Annotated in this window: 19 protein-coding genes; 3 read left to right on the top strand and 16 right to left on the bottom strand. The window is 40.2% G+C overall.

The features are described 5' to 3' along the window. Positions 1–3: 3 nt before the first annotated feature. A complete protein-coding gene (locus IGL90_RS00720; protein ID WP_002356188.1) occupies positions 4–579 on the top strand; it encodes a recombinase family protein in 576 nt (191 codons plus the stop codon). Positions 580–753: 174 nt separating this feature from the next. After that, positions 754–1440, top strand: coding sequence for a 2,3-diphosphoglycerate-dependent phosphoglycerate mutase (gene gpmA / locus IGL90_RS00715; protein WP_002359343.1), 687 nt, complete (start codon positions 754–756; stop codon positions 1438–1440). 56 nt (positions 1441–1496) lie between these two features. Here gpmA and IGL90_RS00710 read toward each other — a convergent pair whose 3' ends face one another. The 4 genes from IGL90_RS00710 to IGL90_RS00695 form a co-directional block, all read right to left on the bottom strand. After that, positions 1497–2699, bottom strand: a complete 1203-nt coding sequence (locus IGL90_RS00710; protein ID WP_002386357.1) for an iron-containing alcohol dehydrogenase — start codon at positions 2697–2699, stop codon at positions 1497–1499. A 113-nt stretch (positions 2700–2812) separates the two neighbouring features. Next, positions 2813–3817, bottom strand: a complete 1005-nt coding sequence (locus IGL90_RS00705; protein WP_002392918.1) for a FecCD family ABC transporter permease — start codon at positions 3815–3817, stop codon at positions 2813–2815. After that, positions 3814–4824, bottom strand: coding sequence for a FecCD family ABC transporter permease (locus IGL90_RS00700; protein WP_002388739.1), 1011 nt, complete (start codon positions 4822–4824; stop codon positions 3814–3816). The genes IGL90_RS00705 and IGL90_RS00700 overlap by 4 nt, the downstream gene beginning before the upstream one ends. Next, the gene (locus IGL90_RS00695; RefSeq protein WP_002356183.1) at positions 4821–5627 is read right to left on the bottom strand and encodes an ABC transporter ATP-binding protein; all 807 of its coding nucleotides are present in this window, start codon (positions 5625–5627) and stop codon (positions 4821–4823) included. The genes IGL90_RS00700 and IGL90_RS00695 overlap by 4 nt, the downstream gene beginning before the upstream one ends. A 230-nt stretch (positions 5628–5857) precedes the next feature. Between IGL90_RS00695 and IGL90_RS00690 the strand changes: the two genes are divergently transcribed. After that, positions 5858–6796 (top strand): iron-hydroxamate ABC transporter substrate-binding protein, encoded by a 939-nt coding sequence (locus tag IGL90_RS00690; protein ID WP_002361532.1) that lies wholly within the window; start codon positions 5858–5860, stop codon positions 6794–6796. A 38-nt stretch (positions 6797–6834) separates the two neighbouring features. Here IGL90_RS00690 and deoD read toward each other — a convergent pair whose 3' ends face one another. The 12 genes from deoD to IGL90_RS00630 all read right to left on the bottom strand — a co-directional run bounded on the left by deoD (position 6835) and on the right by IGL90_RS00630 (position 19310). Further along, on the bottom strand, positions 6835–7542 hold the full coding sequence (gene deoD, locus IGL90_RS00685) for a purine-nucleoside phosphorylase (RefSeq protein WP_002359338.1): 708 nt from the start codon (positions 7540–7542) through the stop codon (positions 6835–6837). Positions 7543–7559: 17 nt separating this feature from the next. Further along, positions 7560–8378 (bottom strand): purine-nucleoside phosphorylase, encoded by an 819-nt coding sequence (locus IGL90_RS00680; RefSeq protein ID WP_002356180.1) that lies wholly within the window; start codon positions 8376–8378, stop codon positions 7560–7562. A 16-nt stretch (positions 8379–8394) separates the two neighbouring features. Next, entirely contained in the window at positions 8395–9561 is a 1167-nt protein-coding gene (gene deoB, locus IGL90_RS00675) for a phosphopentomutase (RefSeq protein ID WP_002356179.1), read from the bottom strand. A gap of 301 nt (positions 9562–9862) precedes the next feature. Next, on the bottom strand, positions 9863–10456 hold the full coding sequence (locus IGL90_RS00670) for a TMEM175 family protein (RefSeq protein WP_002367631.1): 594 nt from the start codon (positions 10454–10456) through the stop codon (positions 9863–9865). A gap of 268 nt (positions 10457–10724) precedes the next feature. Continuing rightward, on the bottom strand, positions 10725–11678 hold the full coding sequence (locus IGL90_RS00665; protein ID WP_002356172.1) for an ABC transporter permease: 954 nt from the start codon (positions 11676–11678) through the stop codon (positions 10725–10727). Further along, positions 11678–12811, bottom strand: coding sequence for an ABC transporter permease (locus IGL90_RS00660; protein ID WP_002356171.1), 1134 nt, complete (start codon positions 12809–12811; stop codon positions 11678–11680). The genes IGL90_RS00665 and IGL90_RS00660 overlap by 1 nt, the downstream gene beginning before the upstream one ends. Beyond that, positions 12804–14372, bottom strand: coding sequence for an ABC transporter ATP-binding protein (locus IGL90_RS00655; RefSeq protein ID WP_002381361.1), 1569 nt, complete (start codon positions 14370–14372; stop codon positions 12804–12806). Before IGL90_RS00655 ends, IGL90_RS00660 begins: the two co-directional genes overlap by 8 nt. Before the next feature lie 205 nt (positions 14373–14577). Then, on the bottom strand, positions 14578–15663 hold the full coding sequence (locus IGL90_RS00650; protein WP_002356169.1) for a BMP family lipoprotein: 1086 nt from the start codon (positions 15661–15663) through the stop codon (positions 14578–14580). 53 nt (positions 15664–15716) lie between these two features. Next, complete coding sequence (locus tag IGL90_RS00645; protein ID WP_048738116.1) at positions 15717–16790, bottom strand: BMP family lipoprotein; 1074 nt, start codon at positions 16788–16790, stop codon at positions 15717–15719. Positions 16791–16885: 95 nt separating this feature from the next. Continuing rightward, on the bottom strand, positions 16886–17350 hold the full coding sequence (locus IGL90_RS00640; protein WP_002383839.1) for a cytidine deaminase: 465 nt from the start codon (positions 17348–17350) through the stop codon (positions 16886–16888). After that, positions 17319–17981, bottom strand: coding sequence for a deoxyribose-phosphate aldolase (deoC, locus tag IGL90_RS00635; RefSeq protein ID WP_002356166.1), 663 nt, complete (start codon positions 17979–17981; stop codon positions 17319–17321). The genes IGL90_RS00640 and deoC overlap by 32 nt, the downstream gene beginning before the upstream one ends. Positions 17982–18008: 27 nt before the next feature. After that, positions 18009–19310, bottom strand: coding sequence for a pyrimidine-nucleoside phosphorylase (locus IGL90_RS00630; RefSeq protein WP_010714988.1), 1302 nt, complete (start codon positions 19308–19310; stop codon positions 18009–18011). Positions 19311–19338 lie beyond the last annotated feature (28 nt).

Genomic DNA, 19338 nt, shown 5'->3' with positions numbered 1-19338 from the left:
TATATGAAACGAATTGGTTATGCACGCACAACTATTATTGAAGACGATTTAAAAAATCAACTAACCACTCTCCAATCGTTTGGTTGTGATGATATTTTCCAAGAGACATTTGATCCTCAAGCGGAGATCAGTGTCTTAGACGAAGTCGAAAAACTTCTTTCTGCTGGGGATACACTTATTGTTTGTAAATTGCACCATTTAGGTAAAACAACCCGCCAATTAACAGACTTTATGAAAATGTTAAAGGAAAAACAAGTTGATTTTGTCAGCATTTCAGAAGGAATTGATACTCACCTTCCAACAGGTGAAGCCTATTTCCAATTAATGGAGAGCTTATCTGCTATGGAATGTGCACTAATTAAAGAACGAACACTCGTCGGGCTCCACAAAGCTCGTGAAAACGGAAAAGTAGGTGGACGTCCAAAAATCGATGGACGCACCGTCCGCAAAATCCGTGCATTATATTACGAAAACAAAGAAACAATCCAATTTATTTCTAATAAATGCGGCGTTTCGGTGGGCACTTGTTATAAGTACATCAATTTACCTGAGACAGATGTCGAGCGGCTGTATTCCTAAGAATAAAAAAGAAGTCCTTCAGATGGGGCTTCTTTTTTGATTCGATTTCACTCTGATTTTTCAGCAACTTTCACGTTTTTTTACTATTTTCCATTGGAAATCTTGCGCAAAACGGTGTACAATAAACGTGGAAATCTTATTTTCAGAAAACTAAACTCAAAGGAGAGCTTATACATGCCAAAATTAGTTTTTTCTCGTCATGGACTTAGCGAATGGAATGCCTTAAACCAATTTACTGGATGGGCTGACGTAGATTTAGCACCTGAAGGTGTTGAAGAAGCAAAAGAAGGCGGCCGTAAAATTAAAGAAGCAGGCATCGAATTCGACGTTGCTTATACTTCTGTTTTAACTCGTGCCATCAAAACTTGTAACTATTTACTAGAATACTCAGATCAATTATGGGTACCTCAAATCAAATCTTGGCGCTTAAACGAACGTCACTATGGTAAATTACAAGGACTAAACAAAAAAGAAACTGCTGAAAAATACGGAGACGAACAAGTCCACATCTGGCGTCGTTCTTACGATACTCTTCCTCCATTAATGGAAGCAACAGATGAAGGTTCTGCAGCAAACGACCGTCGTTATGCAATGTTAGACCAACGCGATATTCCTGGTGGCGAAAACTTGAAAGTTACTTTGGAACGTGCATTACCATTCTGGCAAGATGAAATTGCGCCAGCTTTAAAAGACAACAAAACTGTCTTAGTAGCGGCTCATGGTAATTCATTACGTGCTTTAGCTAAACACATCGAAGGCATTTCTGATGAAGATATTATGGATCTTGAAATCCCAACAGGTAAACCATTAGTTTATGAATTAAACGATGATTTAACTGTGAAAGAAAAATACTACTTATAAGAACTTGTTTCTTATTAACAAAAGCGGTTTGCCAAGGCAAACCGCTTTTTTATGGATTAAATAAATTGACTTTCGGTTAAACAATCTTTATAAATCGCTACTATGTCCGCTACATCCAATGGTACATAAGCCTTTTCGGCAATTGCACTATGGGCCACAGCTTGTTGTGCCATTTCTTCAAATTTATCTGCTTCGATGCCAACTTCTGGTAATGTCATTGGAATGCCACAAGCCACAAAGTAATCATACAATGCTTGAATACCTTTTTTCGCTGCTACTTCCTCCTCTTGTTCGACTATTCCCCAAACATTTCGAGCAAACTGTGCAAACTTGCCTACGGTTTGTTCAGACAAAACGTAATTCATCCAACGAGGCGTTAAAATTGCTAAGCCAATCCCATGCGTAATGTCATAAAACGCACTTAATTCATGTTCCATTGGGTGACAAGACCAAACACCTTGTTTGCCGCGCCCTGTTAACCCATTTAAGGCTAAACTACTTGCCCACATTAAATTAGCACGTGCATCATAATCTTCTGGATTTTCTAAAGCAATAGGACAATTTTTGATAACCGTTCGCATTAAGCCTTCTGACACAAAATCTTGGACGTCCGTGCCTGTCGAAATACTAAAATAGTTTTCAATCAAATGACTGAAAATATCCGCTGAGCCAGCTGCTGTTTGATTTTGAGGAACCGTAAAAGTATTCGTTGGATCCAAGAACGAAACTTTTGGAATCATATTCGGACCACCAAAGCCTAATTTTTGATTGGTTTCTAAGTTAGAAATGACAGCACCTGCGTTCATTTCACTACCTGTTGCTGCTAAAGTCAAGATGGTCACGATTGGTAAAGCAGGACCAGTATACCCTTTTCTGGCTGCAATGACTGTCCAGATATCTTCTTCCGAATAAAAGCCCGCAGCTATTGCTTTGGAACAGTCAATGGTTGAACCACCGCCAACTGCTAAAATAACATCGACTTGGTTTTCTTTACACAACTCAATTCCTTTTCTAACGGTTTCAATGCGCGGGTTTGGTTCGACACCGCTCAACTCAATCAGTGTATGCCCGTTTTTTTGGGCCAAATCAGTAATTTGTTGGTACAAGCCATTACGTTTGATACTACCGCCACCATAAACAAGTAAGACATTTTTGCCAAATTGATCTAACACAGCAGGTAATTCGTCTAAACGATCTTTCCCAAAACGGATGTCTGTTGGTACATAAAAATTAAAGTTTTCCATTCTTTCATCCTCCATTCAATGCTCTTACGCATTTATCATACTATTTTTTCAAAAATCCGCCAATAAAAAAGCCGAGCAAATGACAGTTGCTTTCACAACGACCGATTGACCCAGCTTTTGATTCTTTTTTATAACGAATCGCTTGTTTTGATTAACAAATAAAGAAAATAAGGCGCACCGATGATCGCAACAATAATCCCTGCAGGCATTTCTCCATTGCCAGGCAATAGCCGACCAATCGTATCACTAACCAATAAAAGTAAACTCCCAAACAACGCCGCCAATGGCAATACCTGTTTTTGTTGCGTAAAACCACATTTGCGAGCAATATGTGGCGCAAGTAAACCTAAAAAATTAATTCCCCCTGTAACGGAAATCGCTGATGCCGCCAACATCACCGCTAACAGCAACGAAACGATTCGTTCTTTTTTCACAGCAATACCTACAGAAATAGCTGTTTCGTCCCCCAATTGTAAAATATCCAACAGACGATGACGCTTCATCGCAAAAAAGAACCCGATGACTAGCCAAGGCAACAAAGCGCCCACAAAGAACCAATTACTGCCCCAGATACTGCCTGCTTGCCACATTGTAACAAAACGGTACTTTTCAGTGTCAATTTTTGATGTAATTAATAAGGTGAGTGCTGAAATACCCGTACTCAAAATGACACCCGCTAAGACCATTCGAACTGGCGTCAATCCTAAACGATGATGATACGCAATTACCAAAATCCCAACAGCCGCTAGCAAGCCGCCAACTAAGGCCACGAGCGGAAGTGCAAACGTCGTGATACTTGTCGTCTCAACAAAACTAATAAACAAAATCACTGCCAAACCAGCACCCGCATTAATGCCTAAAATCCCAGTATCTGCTAACGGATTCCGAGTAATCCCTTGAAGAATAGCGCCGCTTAAGCCTAAAGCTGCGCCCGCTAGGACCGCAAGCACAATCCGTGGTAACCGAAAATCCCAAACTAACAGTTGTTTGGCCTGACTTCCCTGTCCCAAAAGAAGGGCTTTTAAATCCATGAAGGAAACAGATAATTCCCCTTGCGTTAAACTGATACAAGCAGTTAGGATAATCCCAACTATTAAGATAGCCACCCAACGGGACACTTTTTTCTGTGTCATCCTAGTTGCCCTCCTTTACGAAATAAATAAAGAAAGAATGGGATGCCAATTAAGGCCGTGATAATCCCAAATGGTGTTTCAAAAGGCGGATTCACCATTCGAGCGATTAAATCTGCCACCAAAACGAGGAGCGCACCGCCTAACGCCGAGAACGGAATCAAGCGCCGGTAATTTTCTCCAGAAACTGTTCGCATCACATGAGGCACCACCAAACCAACAAAACTGACCGAGCCAACCAGCGCCACAGACAATCCTGATAAAAGCAAAATCGTTATACTGGCAAACAACCGAATACGCTGCGGATTTCGCCCCAAACCAATTGTTGCATCATCGCCAAACCGTAAAATAGTCACCGACGGACTAATCAGAACTGCTAATGCAAATGCGCCCAGAAAGATAGGAACGACTATTTTTAATTGTGCCCAAGAAATAACGCTGACACCGCCAAGAAACCAAAACGTTAACTCTTGACTCAAATTGAACTGAATGGCTAAGAATTGACTAAATGATAAAAAAAGGGCACTAATACCAGCTCCCACTAAGGTCAGACGCATGGGGCTTGCTCCTCGAATTGAATGATTAGAAAGATAATAAATCAGTGCCACACTCACGCCGGCACCAAGAAAAGAAACAACTAAAAGCCACCAATAACTTGCCTGAGGGAGGAAAGCAAAAACAAGCGCTAAGCCCAAGCCAGCCCCAGCATTGATACCCAGCAAGCCAGAATCTGCCAATGGGTTTTGCGTAATCCCTTGCGCTAACGCCCCACTCACTGCTAAACTTGCCCCCACAAAAGCGGCCCCTAAAATCCGCGGCAACCGAACCGTTTGGATGACTTGATGCGCTTGATTGGTCGCATCGAAGTGCGTAAATGATTCAATAATCGTTTGAATCGAAACCGACGTCGCACCAAACATCAATGACAGAAGCATTGTCCCAATTAGCAAAAAAAGACAGACAAGTAACACTTGCCATTGGTGTCTATAAAATCCGCTTATGCCTTTCATCCATCCAGCTCCATTTCCATCAACTCATAAGAAAGCACTAGTGGCCGCTGTGTCTGACTATGATAACTAATTTCTGCTTGAATAGCGAAAACATCTGCTAAGCCAGTAACAGTAATCACTTCTTGCGGTGTTCCCTCATTGATAATCTTTCCCTCTTTCATCGCAATCACGCGATCAGAAAAACGAGAAGCTAAATTAATATCATGAATCGTCATCACGATAGTTTTCTGATGTTCTTGATTAATTCGTTTTAACACATTTAAAATTTCTAGCTGATGCGCTGGATCCAAATAGGTGGTCGGTTCATCTAAAATTAAAATATCTGTATCCTGCACTAGCGCCATAGCAATCCAAACCCGTTGACGTTGTCCACCTGATAAAATCGCCACAGACTCTCTAGCTAATTCAGTTAAGCCTGTTAATTCTAATGCCCATTGTATGTACTCTTGATCTTCTGTGGTGACACTTTTCCAGCCCGATTGATATGGATACCGCCCGAAAGAGACGAGGTCAAAAACAGATAAATCGATTGTATTTTCTGGCGTTTGTGATAAGATCGCTAGTTCTTGCGCCACTTCTTTTGAAGAAAAATGTTGAAGTTCTTGGTTCTTAATGAACACCTTGCCTTTCTCAGCTGGCAAAATACGCGCAAGTGTTTTTAACAAGGTCGATTTGCCACAACCATTTGGTCCAATAATACTTGTAATAGTTCCCGCTTCAAATGAACAGTTCAGCGCTTCACTAATCACTTGACGACCATATCCTGTAGTTAAGTCCTCTGCCTCTAAATAATTCATAACCATTCCTCTTTAATTTTTCTGTCGTTATTTTACATTTATTGAGAATCGTTCTCACTCATTGTTCCTTGATTATAAAAGACCCTTCCTTAAAAAGCAATGTTTCTTCCAATCAAAAAAACGAATTATCTAAAAAATGCAACTTATTTGCTCAAAAAAGCAAGCGATGATTGACAAACGGTCGTTTTTAACTGATAATGAGAATCGTTATCAACTAAAAATAAAGGAGTTACACAATGAAACTTTTAAAAAAGACGGTCCTAATTGGTACAACCCTTCTTCTTGGTTCATTCTTACTCGCAGCTTGTGGTAATACGAATAAAGAAGCCAACAACGCTGACAAAACACATGAAGTAACAGATACCTTAGGCAATAAAGTAACCGTCCCCGCGAAACCCAAACGGATTATTGCGAGTTATTTAGAAGATTATCTAGTTGCATTAGGAGAAAAACCAGTGGCACAATGGACAGTTGGACAAGGCAGCATTCAAGATTATTTAGCGAAAGAATTGAAAGATGTCCCCACTATTTCCTATGACTTGCCATATGAAGCGGTTCTAAAATTTGAACCTGACTTATTATTAATCAGTTCATCTGCTCTAGTTGAAGGCGGTAAATACAAAGAATACAGTAAAATTGCGCCAACTTATGTAGTCAAAAACGGCGAAAATGTCACCTGGCGTGATCAATTGGAAGATATTGCCACTGTTTTAGATAAAAAAGAACAAGCGAAAAAAGTGTTAGAAGATTATGATACCTTAACCAAAGGCGTCCAAGAAGACCTCGGCAAAAAGGATGCTGGCAAATCTGCGGCAGTCTTATGGGTAACCAACAACCAAGTCTTTATGGTTAGCGATAATCGCTCAAGCGGAACCGTGCTCTATCAGGACTTAGGCCTCCAAGTTCCAAAATTAGTGGAAGAAATTTCTAAAAATGCTACTGCGGATTGGAATCAAGTTTCTTTAGAAAAATTAGCTGAGCTTGACGCAGACCACATTTTCCTTGTAAACAGCGATGAATCAGCACCTCTTTTCCAAGAAGCAATTTGGAAGAACTTACCTGCTGTGAAAAATAACCAAGTTCATACCTATGATAAAAAAAGTAGTTGGTTATACAACGGACCTATTGCGAATACTCAAATTGTTGAAGATGTAAAAAAAGCGCTCTTAAATTAAAAAAATGCTTGGATGAAAATAATCATCCAAGCATTTTTTTAATTAGCAATTGCCGTTTCTAAACCAACTTCAATCATTTCATTAAACGTCGTTTGGCGTTCTTCTGCCGTTGTTTCTTCGCCTGTCACCAAGCTATCACTCACCGTCATAATCGCCAATGCTTCTACATCAAATTTTGCTGCTAAATAATATAACATTGCCGCTTCCATTTCAATCGCTAATACCCCGTATCGACCTAAACGAAAGACATCATCTAAGCTATCTTTGTAAAAAACATCATCTGACAATACGTTACCAACATGGGTAGTAAAGCCTTTTGCTTTAGCAATTTCGTAAGATTTGAGTAAAAGGTCGAAGCTCGCAATTTGTGGAAAATCATATTTAGGAAAATCATTGCGAATCGCGGAAGAAGGTGTCGCTGCTGCTTGTGCGATAACTAATTCACGAACGTTGACTTTTTCTGAAATAGAACCACACGTACCAACACGAATTAACTTCTTCACATCGTAAGAGTTAATTAACTCATGGGCATAAATACCTGCTGAAGGCATCCCCATCCCTGTTCCTTGGACCGAAACACGCTGTCCCTTATATGTTCCTGTGTAACCTAACATCCCACGAACTTGATTATAGCAGACAGGATTCTCCAAAAAAGTTTCCGCAATATATTTTGCTCGGAGGGGATCCCCTGGTAGTAAAATTTTATCGGCAATTTCACCTGGTTTTGCTTCGATATGCACACTCATTCTGGTTTACTCCTTTTTTATAAAGCTGCTAGTGTTGCTTTCACTAACTCTTTGAATTGTCCTTTAACGCGTTCAGTTGTTTCAACTACTTCTGCATGATTTAAGCTACTTTGCATACCAGCTGCTAAATTCGTAATACAAGAGATGCCTAGTACTTTCATGCCACTATGCACAGCTACAATGACCTCCGAAACAGTTGACATGCCAACTGCATCTGCACCCATCGTCCGTGACATCCGAATTTCTGCAGGCGTTTCATATGTCGGGCCAGAAAAGCCCATATACACGCCTTCTTTTAAATCAATATTTTGTTCCGCAGCTACTTTTTTTGCCACTTCCCGATATTCTTGCGTGTAAGCATGACTCATATCTGGAAAACGCGGCCCGATTTCTTCATCATTTTCACCAATTAACGGATTATCGCCTGTAAAATTAATGTGGTCATTGATTAACATCAAATTCCCCGGTGTATATGTTTCATTTACGCCACCAGCTGCGTTGGTTACAATCATTGAATGAATGCCTAAAGCAGCCATCACACGAACGGGATAAGTGACCGTTTGCATCGAATGTCCTTCATAATAATGAAAACGTCCTTGCATCGCCAAAACTTTTTTTCCAGAAAGCGTTCCGTAAACTAATTGTCCAGCATGTCCAACGACTGTTGAAACAGAAAAATGGGGAATTTCAGAGAAAGGAATAGCAATCGCATCGGTTATTTCATTAGCTAATTCACCTAACCCAGAACCTAAGATTAGACCGAAGTCTGCTTGTTGCACCCCTTTTTCTTTCAAAAACTCAGTTGTTTCGTTTAAATGGTTCGTTAACGTTGTCATGTGTTGCCTCCTCGAATTATTGTAATTGATTTAAAAAGCTTTGACCGTTTTCCGTTGCAGGAACTTCAAAGTTTTCAGCAATCGTTGCTGAAATATCTGAATAAAATCCTTGTGGCAAGCTGCCTTGTTTTGTCATTTTTTTACTATAAGCCAATAAAGGCACATATTCACGTGTGTGGTCTGTTCCTGGGAAAGTTGGGTCATTCCCGTGATCTGCTGTAATTAAAAGCAAATCATCTTCGGCCATAGCTGCCATAATCTCTGGCAAACGACCATCAAAATCTTCGATGGCTTTTGCATAGCCCTTTACATCACGACGGTGGCCATACAGCGCATCGAAATCCACTAAGTTAGTAAAACTTAAACCTGTAAAATCTTTGTTCATGACCGTTAATAATTGATCCACCCCATCCATATTGCTCTTCGTGCGGATAGCTTCAGTAATTCCTTGTCCATTAAAGATGTCGTTAATTTTCCCAACAGCGATCACATCATTGCCGTTTTCTTTCAACGAATCTAAAACAGTATGGCCAAAAGGATCTAGAGCATAGTCATGACGGTTACTGGTTCGAGTGAAATTACCTGGTTCACCAACATACGGGCGAGCGATAATCCGACCAATCATATAAGGTTCGTCTTTCGTAATGTCACGAACATATTGACAAATTTTATACAATTCTTCTAATGGAATAATGTCTTCATGCGCCGCAATTTGTAAAACAGGGTCTGCTGAAGTATAAACGATTAGATCCCCAGTTTTCATTTGATGTTCGCCATAATCATCAATGACCGCTGTCCCGCTATATGGTTTGTTACAAACAACTTTTCGCCCAGAAAAATCTTCAATTTGTTTCAGCAATTCTTCAGGAAATCCGTTTGGGAATACCCGAAAAGGTTTTTTGATGTTCAAGCCCATAATTTCCCAGTGACCGGTCATAGTATCTTTTCCAACAGAAATTTCTTCTAATTTGGTGGCATAGCCATCGTGGTCTGCCACTGCTTTGACACCTGTTAAAGGAGCAATAGTTCCCAATCCAAGTTTTTCTAAATGAGGAATGGTTAGTCCCGCTTCTTTGGCAATATGACCCAGTGTATCACTGCCGACATCTCCAAATTTTTCAGCATCTGGTGCTTCACCAATACCGACTGAATCTAGTACGATTAAATGAACACGTTTAAACACACTTGCTTCCTCCTCTAAGGTCGTAAATACGTCAAGAATGACAATTATTTTACGCTAGCCTTTTAAATAGTCTCGAGAATCAAACAGAATAATCTATTTATTCTCAGCTCTTCAATTATACCATGAATCCGCTATTATTGCCTGAAAGAGCATTAAAATTTTCACTGATTCCTTCGATTTTAGCAGGGCTTAAAAACTGAAAGAAAAAAAGTCTCCCACCGTAATTAGGAAACTTTTTTATTGTTTTTTTCGAATAGCCTGCTCTTTAAAAAGAACACGACTCTTTATACAATCAAAACTTTTAACACTCCAAGCGGTCTCCCTCTTTTGGCACATTTAAATACCAGATAACCGCTTCTGATAAAATCACACCAATGCCAATGGGCGGATAAAAATAAATACCGATATATCCGATTGCGAAAAGACAAAGATGAATGATTTTTGTTGCCTTACTATAAGATTTCGATTTTCTTAACTTAGCTGCACCTTGTGGATCTTTCACTACATTGTCTTCATAAATGATCCTTGTTAGCAAGAAGTAGGCAAAATCCCAAACCGTATACACAACAAGATAAAAATAAACAGGTGCCCGCATCCACCAAAATTCACTCACCCAAGCAGTTGCTACCGGAATGAAGGCCATGGAGAATAACCAAAAATTATTTGCCCAAAACGCTTTTTTAGAAAACCAATGAGTTACGGACATTATGTAATGATGATTGTACCATGCGATACAGATAAAAATAAAACTGACAATAAACGATAAAAAATATGGGATATTTTCTATCAAACCTGCCAAAACACCCACTTGAGGGGTTTTAATTTCTAAAATCATGATGGTCATGATGATGGCAATGACTGCATCACTAAATGCTTCTACACGTGTTTTATTCATTGAACGTCCTCCACTTTTCCTATGCTTACTACAAACAAAAGTATAGCAGAAAAACCAACGATTTTTGAAAAAAAGCTGCTAGACCTGTTTGGTTTTTTTCAAAATTTCGACACTTCCTTCGAATTGTAAAAAACAGCCAAAAGAAAAGTTACCTTTATCAACTCGCTTTTTTGCAGTGAAGCAGTACCTAATGCCGCTTGTGTTCAACTGATTATCCTAAGAAAAGAAATGGCCCCCCGTCGCTTTGACGGAGGGCCCATTTCTTTTCTTATTTCGTTTTGACGTAATTTTTCCCGTTCGCTTTTGGTCCCGATGATTTTCCGAAGAACACAACTAGGACTAAAATGGTTAATACGTATGGTGCTGCTTGTAGATAAACTTTTGGAATTTCTGAAATAATTGGTAGGTTTTCCCCAGCAATACTCAAGTTTTGTGCAAAGCCAAAGAATAAGGCTGCGCCCATTGCCCCAAGTGGATTCCATTTACCAAAGATCATTGCGGCCATTGAAATAAACCCTTGTCCTGCAATTGTGGTAATCCCAAAACGACCCGCAATACTTTGAGCAAAGACAGCTCCGCCCATACCGCCTAAGAAGCCGGATAGCAAGACGCCAGAATAACGCATTAAGTAGACATTAATTCCCAATGTATCTGCCGCTTGTGGATGTTCTCCCACAGAACGTAACCGTAAGCCAAAACGTGTTTTATAAATGACAAACCAAGCTAAAATCGCAATCAAAATTGCTACGAAAGCTGGCAAAGAGGTTTTTGCAAAGAATAGTTCACCAATCACTGGAATTTTTGACAATCCTGGGAAAGAAAAATAGCCAAATGATTGTGTAATCATATCTGTTTGTCCTTTTTGATAAATAACTTTTACTAGGAAAACCCCTAGCGCCGGTGCCATCAAGTTAATGACAGTACCACTGATAATATGATCTGCTCGTAAGTTAATAGTTGCAACGGCATGTAAGAGAGAAAAGACAATCCCGACAACGCCTCCTACTAAACAAGCAATCCATGGTGTCGCCGCGCCAAATGTATCAGCAAACGTCAAGTTAAAAACGACCGAACTGAAAGCGCCCATTACCATAATACCTTCCAAACCAACGTTAACCACACCACTTCGTTCTGAGAACGTTCCGCCTAATGCTGTCAAGATGAGCGGAGTTGCATACACTAATGTTTGCGTGATGATTGAGGAAATTGTTGCTAAATCCATTAGATGTCTCCCCCCTCTTGATTGTTTTTGTCTGGCGCCGCTTCAATTGTTTCTACAATCGCTACTTCTTTTTTACTACCAGACGCTTTTGCTAACAAGAAACGAATTAAATAACTAATTCCCACAAAGAAAATAATTGCTGCAATAACAACATCAACTAATTCGGTTGGTACACCAGCTATCAACGGCATTCCTTGTCCACCAAGTTTTAACATTCCAAACAGTAATGCGGAAAGTAAAATCCCGATTGAGCTACCTGCTCCTAATAGAGACACAGCCATACCATCGAACCCAATGCTCAACGATGTGTTTTGAATAAAGAAGTTTTGGAAAGTCCCCAATCCTTGGACCGCACCACCTAAACCAGCCAGCGTTCCTGAAATCATCATGGATAAAATAATCGTTCGCTTGCTGCTCATTCCAGCATATTCAGAAGCAAATGGGTTTAACCCCACCGACCGAATTTCAAAACCAAGCGTTGTTTTTTTCATCAAGAACCACACAAGAATAAGGAAAATGAAGGCCAAGAAAATGCCGATGTTCAAACGAGAGCCATCACTGATACTTGTTAAAAACGGTGAGCGTAATGATGCATTCGCACCAATCATTTTGGTGATCCCTTTGTTCGCCATAATACTTGGTTTCATGACATTATTAGCAATATGATTTCCTGTGTACAATAAAATATAATTCAACATAATCGTAACAATAACTTCACTCGTCCCAAAATAGGCACGCAAGAAACCTGGAATAGCTGCTGCTAAAGCTCCTGCAACTGCCCCAACAATAATCGCCACCGGCAACGCAATCATCCGGGGTGCATCAGGCATGGATAAAGCGACCCAAATACTAGCCACCCAACCACATAAGGCTTGTCCAGAAAGCCCGATATTAAAGAATCCAGCCGAATTAGCCACTGAGAATCCTAAAGCGGTAAAAATCAACGGTGCTGCGGTGACAAAAATCTCACCAATACTTTTCTTTCCTTGGAAAGCTGTTTCAAACATCGCTTGATACCCAGCCACTGGGTCATAGCCAAAGATAACCATAATAATTGCCCCTAAGAGGAAACCCATAATAACAGATAACACAGGGACTAAAATATTTCTTATTTTTTCAGAACGATTATTCAACAGTTTCACCTGCCTCTACTTTTGATAACTCAGCACGGGCTTCTTCCAATGAGTAGCCAGCCATTAACAAGCCCAATTCATTTTCTGTCGTTTCTTTCGGATCAACAATTCCGACGATTTCCCCCGCATGAATAACAGCGATACGATCAGAAACATTTAAAATTTCATCTAATTCAAAACTTACTAATAAAACAGCTTTATTTTTATCTCTTTGTTCAATTAGTCGACGATGAATGTATTCAATAGCTCCGACATCTAAACCGCGTGTTGGTTGAGAAACAATCAACAAATCTGGATCGCGGTCAACTTCTCGGGCAATAATCGCTTTTTGCTGATTCCCACCTGAAAGCGCCCGAGCTGGTACTAATTCATTAGGAGTCCGTACATCATATTCTTCAATTAATTCACGGGCGTGTTTGTTAATCATTCGATAGTTTAAAATACCTGTTGAACTGTATGGTTTTTGGTAATACGTTTGTAGGCCAATATTTTCAGCCAATGTCATCTCTAATACTAAGCCATATTTATGTCGGTCTTCAGGAACGTGGGCGACACCCATTTCCGTAATTTCCCGAGGTTTGCGATTAGTAATCTCTTTTTCATTCAAATGAATGGACCCGTTTTCGACTTTGGTTAATCCTGCTAAGGCTTGGATTAATTCTGTTTGTCCATTGCCATCAATCCCCGCAATTCCAACAACTTCCCCTGCTCGGACATCTAAGCTAAGATTTTTCACTGCATCTAAGCCGCGGCTTTCTTTCACTACTAAATCTTTAATTGATAAAATTGTTTCTTTCGGTTGCGCTGGTTTTTTCTCTGTTTTGAAGGAAACAGAACGACCCACCATCATATCGGCTAACTGTTGCGAAGAAACATCTTTCACATTGACGGTGCCAATACTTTGCCCCCGGCGAATGACCGTACAACGGTCTGCTACTTTTTTAATTTCATCTAACTTATGTGTAATTAAAATGATCGATTTGCCTTCATCGGTTAGTTCTTTCAAAATAATCATTAATTCATCAATTTCTTGTGGCGTTAATACTGCGGTTGGTTCGTCAAAAATTAAAACGTTCGCACCACGATATAAGGTCTTTAAAATTTCAACCCGTTGTTGCATACCTACAGAAATATCGCGAATATAGGCATTGGGATTTACATCCAACCCGTATTGCTTAGACACTTCTTCAATCTCTTTTTTCGCTTTTTTCCGGTCTAAAATACCGCCATGGGTAGGTTCACTACCTAAGATAATATTTTCAGTCACAGTAAAGGCTTCAACTAACATAAAATGCTGATGGACCATTCCGATTCCTAAACGATTGGCTGCAGTAGGACTTGTAATGTTGACTTTTTCGCCATTCATATAAATCTCACCTGAGGTCGGTTCCAATAGCCCTGATAAGATATTCATCAAGGTCGACTTGCCTGCACCATTTTCACCTAGCAGTGCGTGGATTTCACCAGGTTTTACTTGTAAATCAATTTGGTCGTTGGCTTTGAACGTCCCAAATTCTTTGGTGATTTTACGCATCTCAATTACGTTTTCTTCTTGAGACAAGGTCTATTCACTTCCTAACAAAATTATATTGGCAATACTTTAGAGGGTAATTTTGACCCTTAACTAAGTAGTTGAAGAACCTCAACTATTTAGTTAAAAATCCAAACATCATAAAGGGTTTCCTTGGCAGCCGTCGCTGCCAAGGACCACTTTATTTTTAGAAGGAACAATAATGAGCCCTTCTTTTTTCATTTAGGAGCTTAAATTATTCTGGTTTTTCTGGGACTTTTACGTCACCTGAGATTACTTTATCTTTTGCTGTTTTAACAGCTTCTTTTGTTTTGTCGTTTAAATAGCCGTCTGTTAAGTCAACGCCACCATCTTTTAATCCATAAACTAAATGTTCGCCACCAGGGAATTTGTCTTCTAACGCACGGTTGGCAATATCTTGAACCGCTGTGCCGACACCTTTAAGCGTTGAAGTTAACGTGAAGTTGTCTTCTTTGCCGTCTTTTGTTTTGTACTTGCCATCAGCATCTTGATCGCGGTCAACACCGATTACCCAAACTTTGTCGCCAGAACCTGATTCATTCAAGTCTTTTGCTTCTTGGAAGACCCCTTGTCCAGTCGCACCAGAAGCATGGAAGATGATATCAACGCCGTTTTGATACATTGCAGCAGCTAAAGCTTTCCCTTTGGCAGGATCAGCAAATGAAGCCGCATATTTTGTATCAACAGTAATTTCTTTACCTAATTCTTTCGCAGCATCAGCCACACCTTTTTCAAAACCAGCTTGGAAACGGTCAATTACGACCCCTTCTTCACCACCAACAAAACCGACTTTGTTCGTTTTTGTTTCGTTTGCAGCAGCAACACCGGCTAAGTAAGCTGCTTCATTATCTCTAAATGTTGCAGAAACGACATTCTTTTTGCCATCGATTTGATCATCGATTAAAACAAAGTTTGTATCAGGGTTGGCATCTGCTGCAGAAGAAATTGCATCTTTTAGCAAGTAGCCAATACCAAAGATTGTGTTGAATTTACTTGATACCGCTTGGTCAATATTTGTTGTATAGTCAGCTGCATCATTCGATTGAATATATGCATACCCTTTTGAACCTTCTGGTAAATCATGTTCTTTACCCCAAGCTTGCAATCCTTCCCAAGAAGATTGGTTGAACGACTTGTCATCCACGCCGCCTGTATCTGTAATGATTACAGCACTATGCGCTGCATCCCCTTTGCCACCGCCGCTTTCAGCGGTTTTTCCTTTGCCACCACCACATGCTGCAAGTGAAACTGATAAACCTAATGCAATCAAACTAAAACCGAATAATTTTGCTTTTTTCATTTCTGTAAAGCCTCCTAAAAATAGTTTAATGTATTTAAACAACTAAGTTGTTTCTAAGGTTGGTCTGGGACTTTTACGTCACCAGAGATGATTTGTTCTTTGGCTTCTTTAACTGCCGTTTTGGCTTGATCGCTTAGGGCTTCTGTTGTTAAATCAACACCGCCATCTTTCAATCCATAAGTTAATTGTTCGCCGCCAGGGAATTTATCTTCTAATGCAAGATCAGAGATTTTTTTCACAGCAATATTTACACCTTTTATGGTTGAAGCTAACGTTAAGTTATCATCCTTGCCATCTTTGGTTGTATATTTACCGTCTTCGTTTTGGTCACGGTCAACACCAATCACCCAAACTTTATCTTTTGAACCTGTTTCATTTAGCGCTTTGGCTTCTTGGAAGATTCCTTGTCCTGTAGTCGCCGCTGCGTGATAAATAATGTCGGCACCTGCTTGATACATAGAAGAAGCTAAGGCCCGTCCTTTTGAAGCGTCTGCAAATGTCCCTGCATAAGTAGACGTAATTTGAATATCTTTGCCTAATTTTTTGCCAGCGTCTGCTACACCTTTTTCAAAACCAGCTTGGAAACGGCCAATAACGGGTCCTTCAACCCCGCCAATAAATCCTACTTTGTTGGTTTTCGTAGTGTTAGCTGCTGCCACACCTGCTAAATACGCAGATTCATTATCTCTAAATGTTGCAGAAGCGACGTTGTTTTTCCCATTAACTGTATCGTCGATTAGAACGAAATTCGTTTCTGGGTTGGCGTCCGCTGCATCTACTACTGCATTTTTTAGTAAATACCCAATGCCAAAAATCGTTTTAAATTGACTTGAAATGGCTTGGTCAATGTTTGATGTATAATCAGATGCTTCATTTGATTGAATATACGCATACCCTTGAGGTCCTTCTGGAAGTTTGTGCTCTTTGCCCCACTCTTGCATTCCTTCCCACGCAGATTGGTTAAAAGATTTGTCATCAATGCCGGCTGTATCTGTGACCATTACGACACTATGTTGTGGATCACCTTTTGTGTTGGCGTTCTTTTTGCTATTGCCGCCACATGCAGCTAACCCAATGGTTAAGGCAACTGCTGCCAATCCTAGACCTAAAAATTTTGCTTGTTTCACTTTCCGAAAAGCCCCCTACTATTTTATCTATTATTTCATTCGCATTTATGCTATTGAAATCTACTTTGAGCCCAACGAAACCTTATGTCCTTTTTTTAAAAATCTTTATCTGTAAATGAATAGGGCAATAATGCCTCAACTGTCATTGTTTTAGTCGCGCCATCTTTACCAACTAGCGTGACCGGCATTTGTGGATCAAAGAATTCAGCCATTACTTGACGACAAGCGCCACATGGAGAAATGGGTGCCTCTGTATTACCTGCTACAACTAAATGTTGGAAGGTCCGTTCATCTTCTGAAATGGCTTTAAAAATCGCCGTTCTTTCTGCACAATTTGTTAAACCAAAGGAGGCATTTTCAATGTTGACTCCTTGATACATTTTCCCGTCTGTAGTCACTAAGCAAGCGCCCACAGGAAAGTTAGAATACGGTACATAGGCGTGTGCCAATGCTTCTACGGCACAATCAAGCCATTCTTGTTTTACTGTCATCTTTTTCGCCACACCTTCGTTTAATTTGAAATACGAATTAATACCCTTCGCCAGTTGCGCCAGAAACAATTGCTACACCCGTACTTGCACCGATGCGTGTTGCCCCAGCTTCAATCATTGCTAACGCTTCTTCTGCATTATGCACGCCACCAGAAGCCTTAACGCCCATGTCAGGACCAACTGTCTCACGCATTAAACGAATGTCTGCTACTTTAGCGCCGCCTGTTGAGAAGCCAGTAGATGTTTTAACGAAATCGGCACCTGCTTCTTTGGCTAATTCACAAGCTTTAACTTTTTCTTCGTCTGTTAATAATGCTGTTTCAATAATCACTTTGACTAACGCTTTTCCTTTGGCTGCATCTACTACGCCTTGAATGTCTTGACGTACGTAATCGTATTGTTGTGATTTTAATGCACCAATATTAATCACCATATCCACTTCATTCGCACCATTTTTAATCGCATCAGCTGCTTCGTATGCTTTAACTTCTGGTGTATTTGCCCCCAAAGGAAAGCCAATAACGGTACACACAGCGACGTCGGTATCTGCTAATTGCTCGCTAGCAAAAGCGACCCAACAAGGATTGATACATACAGAGAAGAAGTTGTACTCCTTAGCTTCGTCAATAATTTTTTGGACAGCGGCTTCTGTCGCTTCTGGTTTCAAAATAGTGTGGTCAATCATGCGGTTTAATTCCATGATGAGAATTCCTCTTTTCTTTTTGTTTTATTCCGTAATAATATCGTGAATCAAAATAGGCTCTTCGCCGGTTGGTCCAATTTCAATGTTTTTATAAAGCAATTGTTCGACTTCTGTCACGTCTTCACGATTGGCATAAATAGTTAGTAATGATTCGCCTTTTTCAACTGGGCTCCCTACTTTTTTGTGAAGTTTCAAGCCAACTGCAAAATCAATCGTATCTTCTTTCGTAGCACGGCCAGCGCCCAGCAACATTGCGGCAACGCCAATTTCATTGGCAACGATTTTTTGTACCACGCCTGTTTCTTTGGCAGGTAAATCAAATTGATAAGTTGCGGTTAATAATTTTTCTGGCTGGTCAACAACGGAACTGTCGCCGCCTTGATTTTCAATCATTTCTTTAAATTTTGCGAGTGCTCGACCGCTTGCTAATGCTTCTTCTAATAAAGCCCGTGCTTCGTCTAACGTCTCGGCTTTTTTAGCTAAAACGACCATCTGACTTCCTAAGACATAGCACATCTCCACTAAATCTTCTGGCCCATTTCCTTGCAAGGTCTCGATTGCTTCAACGATTTCTAAACTGTTTCCGATGGCCTCCCCTAAAGGTTGTGACATGTCTGAAATCACTGCCATCGTTTGGCGATTTGCCAGTTTCCCAATGCGAACCATTGTTTCCGCTAATCGACGAGCACTTGCTAGGTCTTTCATAAAGGCCCCTTCACCAGTAGTCACGTCTAAGACAATCGCATCTGCCCCTGCGGCAATTTTTTTACTCATAATGGAACTTGCAATTAATGGAATTGAGTCAACAGTGGCGGTCACATCACGTAACGCATAAAGTTTTTTGTCTGCTGGTGCTAGATCACCTGACTGACCAATTACTGCCACTTTTGTATCGTTCACCAATTGAATAAAACGTTCTTCTGTCAATTCAACTTTAAAACCAGGAATCGCTTCTAATTTATCCAACGTACCGCCCGTGTAGCCTAAGCCACGACCAGACATTTTTGCTACATTGACCCCGACACTAGCAACTAATGGCGCTAAAATAAGCGTCGTAGTGTCGCCTACGCCACCTGTAGAATGCTTGTCGACTTTGATTCCTTCTATAGAAGAAAGATCCACAATTTCGCCTGAATGGACCATTGCTAACGTCATTTGTGTAATTTCTTCGTCTGTCATATCTTGGTAAAAAACAGCCATTAAAAAGGCACTTACCTGATAATCTGGAATTGAACCATCTGTGTATCCGTTGATAATAAATTGAATTTCTTCGCTTGTTAGTTGATGCCCGTCACGTTTCTTTTCAATAATGTCTACCATTCTCATGAATTCGTTCCCTCCGATTTCCCGATAA

It is taken from the genome of Enterococcus sp. DIV1307a, assembly GCF_050537425.1.
In the GTDB taxonomy this organism is placed as follows: domain Bacteria; phylum Bacillota; class Bacilli; order Lactobacillales; family Enterococcaceae; genus Enterococcus; species Enterococcus faecalis.
This window is presented reverse-complemented; position numbering and strand designations above follow the sequence as displayed.